Here is a 6,652-nt window from a genome sequence, read left to right as displayed (position 1 = left end):
CCCCGCCGTTGACGACGTAGTGGTTGATGTAGCTGTAGTCCACCCAGCCCTCGTCGTCGCGGACCGTCGCCGGGGCCGGCACCCGGACGATGCGCCACGGCTCACCGCGCACGTCCGCCGTGTGCTGCAGCCGCTCGACGATCAGCGCGGTGACGTCGAAATCCGGGTGGTCCCGGTTGCGCTGGTCGTGGACGAGGACCACGCCCGGGGACGCGATCGCGGCGACGATGTCGACGTGACCGCGGGTGCCGTAGCGCTCCTGGTCCCGCGTCAGCCCGCGCGGGAGCCAGATCGCGCAGGTCGCGCCGATGGTGCGCCGCAGTTCCGCTTCGACCGCGGCCTTGTCGAGGTGCGGGTTGCGCCCGGGGTCGAGCTGGACGGTCTCGGTGAGCAGGACGGTGCCGAGACCGTCCACCTGCATGCCACCGCCCTCGTTGACGAGTGTCGACGCGACCCGTTCCACGCCGGCCCGCTCGAGGACGAACGACGCGATCCGGGCGTCGTGGTCCCACCGGGCCCAGTCCTGCGCGCCCCAGCCGTTGAACACCCAGTCGACCCCGCCGCACCGGCCGTCGTCGTCGAGGACGAAGGTCGGCCCGATGTCGCGCATCCAGGCGTCGTTCAGCGGGGCCTCGACGAGTTCCACGTCGCGGGACAGGTACCGGCGGGCCGCGTCGACCTGGCCGGGATCGGCCACCACGGTGACCGGTTCGAACTCGGCGACGGCGTGCGCGACCGCGGCCCACGTGGCGCGGGCCTCGTGGTGCTCCTCCGCGGTGTCGCCCAGCGAATATCCCTCGGTGGGGAAGGCCATCCACGTGCGCTCGTGCGGTTCGCTCTCCGCGGGCATGCGCCAGGTCATCGCGTGGCTCCGAAGGGTGCGTGCGCGTCCACCGGTGCGGTCAGCGAGCCGTAGGTGTCCGGGCGGCGGGTGCTCAGGAACGGGAACAGCGACAACCAGTCCCGGCGCTGCGCGAGGTCGAGATCGGCCACCAGCACGGCGGATTCGTCGCGCGGAGCCTGCACCAGGATGCGCCCGTAGGGATCGGAGACGAACGAGGAGCCGTAGAAGGTGATGGCTCCCTCGCAGCCGTGCCGGTTCGGCACGATCATGAACGTGCCGTTGGCGATGCCGTTTCCGACGATCACCTGCTGCCACAGCGGGCGGGTGTCGAACTCGGGGTGGTCGGGCTCGGAGCCGATCGCCGTCGGGTAGACGAGGATCTCGGCCCCGGCGAGCGAGTACGCCCGCGCCACCTCCGGGAACCACTCGTCCCAGCAGGTCGGCATGCCGATGCGGGCGCCGTCGAGGCCGTCGGGGGTGTGGACGGGATACGGGTCACCGGCCGGACCGCCCCGGAAGTAGGTGTCCTCGTAGTATCCGGCGGTCACGGGGATGTGCAGTTTCCGGGTCCGGGCCACCGGTTCGCCGGCGGGGGAGACGAGGACGGCGGTGTTGTAGCCGAGGCCGTCGGGTGCGTCGGCGCGTTCGTAGAGGGACGCGTGTACGAACACACCGTGGGCGGACGCGGCGGCCGCGGCGAAGGCGACGGTCGGTCCGGTCCGCAGGTCCTCGGCGGTCCGGGCGGCGTCGGCGCCGCCGGGCGTGTCGGCCGGGTAGCGGCTCAACGTGAGTTCGGGCAGGAACACGACGCGCGCGCCGAGTCCGGCGGCGCGGGCGATGCCCTCGGTGAGTTCGGCGTGCAACGCCCGCTCGTCGTCGTGCCAGCGGTGCTGAACCAGTCCGACGCGCAGCGGCGGCCGATCGGGGGCGTCGACCCGGCACAGCGAGTCGGGCGGCGTGGGGGCGGTGATGGTGAGCATGGGAAGTCCTCGGCTCGATCCGGGGGGATAAAACGAATTTGATTCGTTAAGTATGGTGGACGAGCGCGTCCCGGGCAAGAGCCCACGACGATTTCGAGGAGTTTTCGTATGCCACGACCGCCGAAGCGGCTGCTGTCGCCCGAAATCATCACGGACGCAGCGATTCACATGGTGGACACGGCGGGCGACTTCACCATGCCGGGATTGGCCGAGCGGCTGAAGGTGCGGCCGTCGTCGCTGTACAACCACGTGTCGGGACGCGCCGAGATCGTCGAGGCCATGCGGGCGCGCATCATGTCCACCATCGTCGTGGGCGAACCGGCCGGCGACTGGTCCGAGACGGTCGCCGGCCTCGCCCGCGAGTACCGTCGCGCCTACGCCGCGCATCCGCGGCTGATCCCGTTGTTCACCGCGCAGACCGTGCAGTCCCCGGTCGCGTTCGGCCTCTACAACGCTCTCGCGCAGGCCTTCACGGATGCCGGATTCACGCCCGCGCACGTGCTGCATGCCATCACCACCGTGGACAGCTTCGTCCTCGGCTCGGCGCTCGACCTCGCCGCGCCCGAGGTGGGGTGGGCGAACGTCCCCGAAACCGGCGACGCGATGCGCGCCGCGCTGCAGACCGCCTGCCCGAATCCGCAACGGGCCGACGCCGCCTTCGAATTCGGCCTGCGCGCACTCGTGGCCGGCCTGGTCGCCCAGACGCCGGCCGGGGCCTGAACGGCCCGGCCGGCGTCGGCGCGGTGGTCGGTGCGGTCCGGGTTCAACCGCGGTCGGTGGTGAACACGTCCGTCTCCCCGGTGAGCGCGGCGGTGCTGCGCGTGAGGGTCTCCCCGCGGAAGAACTGCGGATTGCGCACCCGCATCACCAGCATCAGGACCGCGCCGAGCAGCAGGATGCCGAAGCCGAGGAAGAACACCAGCCCGACGCCGCCGATCTCGGCGCCGCTGCCGTTGTCGGGATTCATGCTCTCGCCCACCGAGATCGCGAAGACGGCGGCGAGCATGATCCCGCCCGACAGGGGGAAGACGAACCGGAACACGGCGTTGCGGGCACTGGTGAACAGACGTCCGCGGAAGTACCACACGCACGCGAACGCGGTGATCCCGTAGTACCAGCAGATCATGATGCCCAGCGCGGCGATGGTGTCGAGGAGGGTGCGTTCGGACAGGAACGTCACGCCGGCGTAGAACACCGCGGTGACGACCCCCGCGACGACCGTCGCGTACGAGGGCACCAGAAAGCGGGGATGCACCGCGGCCAGCCGGCGCGGGAACGCGCCGTAGGCACCCATCGCGAGCATCGTCCGCGCCGCCGGCAGGAAGGTGGTCTGCAGGCTCGCCACCGACGAGACGAAGATGGCGAGGAAGAGCAGCAGACCACCCCACTGGCCCAGGACCGGATCGGCGAGGGCGCCGAAGATGTTCTCGGAGTTGTCGGGATTGCCCAGTCCGAGACCCGTCGTACCGACACCGGCATACATCATCGCCGCGACCGACACCAGCAGGTAGGTCAGCAGGATCGTCGCCACGCACAACAGGCCGGCCCGGCCCGGGGTCTTCTTGGGGTCCCGGGACTCCTCCCCGAGAGTGAGGCACGTGTCCCACCCCCAGAACGCGAAGATCGAACCGGTCACGCCGATCACGAAGGCGCCGATCGCAAGCCCGTGGAACGGGTCGAACCAGGAGGCGTCGAGCGACAGCCCGGCGGGCGCGTCGCCCGCGCCGACGTGCACGAGTGCCGCGACCGCGAACGCGAGCAGGAGCACCATCTGGAACCCGACGAGCGCGTACTGGACGCGTTCGCTCGTGGTGATGCCGCGGCTCGCGATCCATGTCGCGATCGCGATGAACACCAGGGTGGTGCCCACGTTGACGAACTTGTTCCCGGGAAGATCCGCGATCGCGGAGTCTCCGGTGATGCGGGCGAGGAACAGGTAGAAGAACTGGACGGCGATCGCGGCCAGGTTGGACAGCACGATGATCGTCGCGATCACCATGCCCCAGCCGCACATCCACCCGACGTACGGGCCGAAGGCCTTCGTCGACCACGTGAACGACGCCCCGCAGTCCGGTGATTCGGAATTGAGTTCGCGATAGGCGTACGCCGTGAGGAACATCGGGATGAACCCGGCGATGAAGATCGCCGGCATCTTCAGCCCGACGGCCGCGACGATCAGGCCGATGCTCGCCGTCAGCGTGTAGCCCGGCGCGACGGACGAGATGCCCAGGACGGCGCCGGCGAACGTGCCGATCCTGCCGGCGGCCAGGCCCTTCGGCACGACGCCGTCGCCGGGGGTGATCACCGGGTCGGCCTCTCGAACCCGGGTGGGAGGAAGCGAATTCGTCATAGCGGGCCTACTCACTGTTCTCGGGGTCGTGGGCGGGAACGACGACCATGGGCACCGGAACGACCCGCAGCATCTTCGCTGCCGTCGAACCCAGGAAGAGCCGGTGCGGCTGGGCGAGCCGGCTCGAGCCGACCATCACCACGTCGCCGTCGCGCCACTCCAGCGTGGCCACCGCCGATTCGACGGTCGCACCGTCCGCGACGAGGGAGGCGACCGGGAAGTCGTCGGGGAGCTGGGCGCGTGCGGTGTCCAGGACGCACCGGGCATGTGCCCGCGCCGATTCGAGCACGTGCTCGTGGGACGGATGTGCGCCGCGCCCGACCCCGTGCGGATCGAACGCGACGAGCGAGACGAGCCGCAGCGGCGTGCGCATGTGCTCGCAGGCGCGCACCGCGGTCCGGAGCAGGACGTCCGCTCCGGTGCGGGTGCCCAGTGCGCACGTGACCTCGCGGATCCGGGGGGCGGCGGAGTGCCGGAATCCCCGCGGTGCCAGGGCCAGCGGCACGGGCGCGGAATGCAACAGCTCGGACGACACCGTGCCGATGGAGTGCCGGCCGAGGAGCCCGTCGCCCGCGGCACCGACGACGACGGCGCGGGCGCCGAGCCGCGCCACCTCGTCGAGCAGGCCCTGCCCGAAGGACTCGTGGAAGCTCAGGTGGGTATGTGCCCGCACGTCGTCGGGCACCGTGGCCGCCGCCTGGGCGAGCCACGCTTCGCCCGTTCCGGCGAGGACGTCCTCGTACCCGGGCTCGGTGGGTGCCCGGGAGGGCACCGGGCGATCCGGGGGCAGGACCATACAGATGTCGAGTTCGGCGCCCAGGCTGCGGGCCAGCTGGACGCCGAGCGCCAGCCCGTCCGCGCCGCTGGGGGTGGCGAGGTATCCGACAACCAGTCTCATGGGAATCCGATCCGGTAGGGAAGCCGGAGCCGGGGTGATGCCGGCTCCGGCGACGGCGCGGTGGGGCCGCGGAAGGTCAGTCGTGGGTGCTCATCACGTGCTTGATGCGGGTGTAGTCCTCGACGCTGTAGGCGGAGAGGTCCTTGCCGTAGCCGGAGTGCTTGAACCCGCCGTGCGGCATCTCCGCGACGAGCGGGATGTGGCAGTTGATCCACACCGCCCCGAAGTCCAGCGCGGCGGACAGGCGCTGGGTGCGCCCGTGGTCGCGGGTCCACACGCTCGCGGCGAGCCCGTAGCGGACGTCGTTGGCCAGGGCGACGGCCTCGTCCTCGGTGGCGAAGGACTGCACCGTCAGAATCGGGCCGAACGTCTCGTCCTGCACGATGGGGTCGTGCTGGTCCACGCCGGTGACGATCGTCGGCTCGAAGAAGAAGCCCTTCTCGCCGGCGCGCGTGCCGCCGGTGACGATCGTCGCCGAGGCGGGCAGGGCGGCGATCTTGTCGGTGACGCGCTGGAAGTGCTGGGCGTTGTTGAGCGGGCCGTAGAAGGCGTCGGGGTCGTCGGGCCGGCCCGGTCGCAGCTGCTCGGCCTGCCGCGCCAGCGCGTCGACGAGATCGTCGTGGACGGACTCGTGGACCAGTACCCGGGTGGCGGCCGTGCAGTCCTGGCCACCGTTGAAGAAGGCGGCCGCCGCGACGGCCTCGGCGGTCTTGGCCACGTCGGCGTCGTCGAACACCAGGACGGGGGCCTTGCCGCCGAGTTCGAGGTGGGCGCGCTTGAGCTGCCGGGCCGCGGAGACCGCCACCTCGATGCCGGCGCGGACCGAGCCGGTGATCGACACCAGGCCGAGTGCGGGATGTTCGACGAGGGCGGCCCCGGTGGCGGCGTTGCCGAGCACGACGTTGAAGACACCGTCGGGCAGGATGCCCTGGGTCAGGCGGGCCAGCACCAGCGTGCTGTCCGGGGTGGTGTCGCTGGGCTTGAGCACGATCGTGTTGCCGGCGGCGAGCGCGGGACCGATCTTCCACAGCGCCATCATCAGCGGGTAGTTCCACGGCGTGACCTGGCCGACCACACCGATCGGCTCGCGCCGCACGTAGGAGGTGTGGCCCTCCATGTACTCACCGGCCGCCTTGCCCTCGAGCAGGCGGGCCGCGCCGGCGAAGAAGCGCAGCTGATCCGCGCCGACCTTGACCTCCTCGTCCGCGATCATGGACTTCGGCTGGCCGGTGTTGCGGCACTCGGCCTCGACGAGTTCGTCGCAGTGCTCCTCGAGGGCGTCGGCGAGCTTCAGCAGCGCCGCCTGGCGTTCCTTGGGGGTGGTCCTGCCCCAGCTCCGGAACGCGCGCTGCGCGGCCGCCACCGCGGCGTCGACGTCGGCGGCGGTCGACACCGGGATCGAGCCCACGAGGGACTCGTCGACCGGGTCGATCAGCGGCAGGGATTCCGTGGCCGTCGAGGGCACGAACGCGCCGTCGATGTAGTTCTCGCGGATGTCGGTCATGGGGGGTCCTCTCGGAAGCCTGCCCGGCCGGGTGGGAGGGGCAGGGATCTCTGGTGATCAGTGTGGGCCGCGCCGC

6 protein-coding genes are annotated in these 6,652 nt (G+C 71.0%); 1 reads left to right on the top strand and 5 read right to left on the bottom strand.

The features are described from left to right. Together CQZ88_RS25530 and CQZ88_RS25525 are read right to left on the bottom strand one after the other, a co-directional pair. Positions 1-862 (bottom strand): agmatine/peptidylarginine deiminase (locus CQZ88_RS25530; protein ID WP_258008792.1); only part of this gene is annotated, 862 nt, incomplete at its 3' end. Beyond that, positions 859-1,824, bottom strand: a complete 966-nt coding sequence (locus tag CQZ88_RS25525; protein WP_102800487.1) for a nitrilase-related carbon-nitrogen hydrolase — start codon at positions 1,822-1,824, stop codon at positions 859-861. The genes CQZ88_RS25525 and CQZ88_RS25530, both read right to left, overlap by 4 nt. 108 nt (positions 1,825-1,932) lie before the next feature. Here CQZ88_RS25525 and CQZ88_RS25520 point away from each other — a divergent pair, with 108 nt between their 5' ends. Further along, entirely contained in the window at positions 1,933-2,544 is a 612-nt protein-coding gene (locus tag CQZ88_RS25520; protein ID WP_102800486.1) for a TetR/AcrR family transcriptional regulator C-terminal domain-containing protein, read from the top strand. A gap of 43 nt (positions 2,545-2,587) precedes the next feature. Here the strand turns inward: CQZ88_RS25520 and CQZ88_RS25515 are convergent, their stop codons facing one another. The 3 genes from CQZ88_RS25515 to CQZ88_RS25505 all read right to left on the bottom strand — a co-directional run bounded on the left by CQZ88_RS25515 (position 2,588) and on the right by CQZ88_RS25505 (position 6,576). Then, positions 2,588-4,174 (bottom strand): APC family permease, encoded by a 1,587-nt coding sequence (locus CQZ88_RS25515; RefSeq protein WP_006935188.1) that lies wholly within the window; start codon positions 4,172-4,174, stop codon positions 2,588-2,590. A 7-nt stretch (positions 4,175-4,181) separates the two neighbouring features. Further along, a complete protein-coding gene (locus CQZ88_RS25510; RefSeq protein WP_102800485.1) occupies positions 4,182-5,072 on the bottom strand; it encodes a universal stress protein in 891 nt (296 codons plus the stop codon). A gap of 76 nt (positions 5,073-5,148) precedes the next feature. Next, the gene (locus CQZ88_RS25505) at positions 5,149-6,576 is read right to left on the bottom strand and encodes a gamma-aminobutyraldehyde dehydrogenase (protein WP_006935190.1); all 1,428 of its coding nucleotides are present in this window, start codon (positions 6,574-6,576) and stop codon (positions 5,149-5,151) included. Positions 6,577-6,652: the final 76 nt, after the last annotated feature.

The organism is Rhodococcus sp. ENV425 (assembly GCF_002887785.1).
GTDB lineage: Bacteria > Actinomycetota > Actinomycetes > Mycobacteriales > Mycobacteriaceae > Rhodococcus > Rhodococcus aetherivorans.
Note: the sequence above shows the minus strand (reverse complement) of the source record. Positions and strands in the feature narration are given on the sequence as shown.

Coding starts and splice junctions, on each gene's coding strand:
- CQZ88_RS25505 (WP_006935190.1), bottom strand. CDS start 6,576: ATGACCGACATCCGCGAGAACTACATCGACGGCGCGTTCGTGCCCTCG.
- CQZ88_RS25525 (WP_102800487.1), bottom strand. CDS start 1,824: ATGCTCACCATCACCGCCCCCACGCCGCCCGACTCGCTGTGCCGGGTC.
- CQZ88_RS25515 (WP_006935188.1), bottom strand. CDS start 4,174: ATGACGAATTCGCTTCCTCCCACCCGGGTTCGAGAGGCCGACCCGGTG.
- CQZ88_RS25520 (WP_102800486.1), top strand. CDS start 1,933: ATGCCACGACCGCCGAAGCGGCTGCTGTCGCCCGAAATCATCACGGAC.
- CQZ88_RS25510 (WP_102800485.1), bottom strand. CDS start 5,072: ATGAGACTGGTTGTCGGATACCTCGCCACCCCCAGCGGCGCGGACGGG.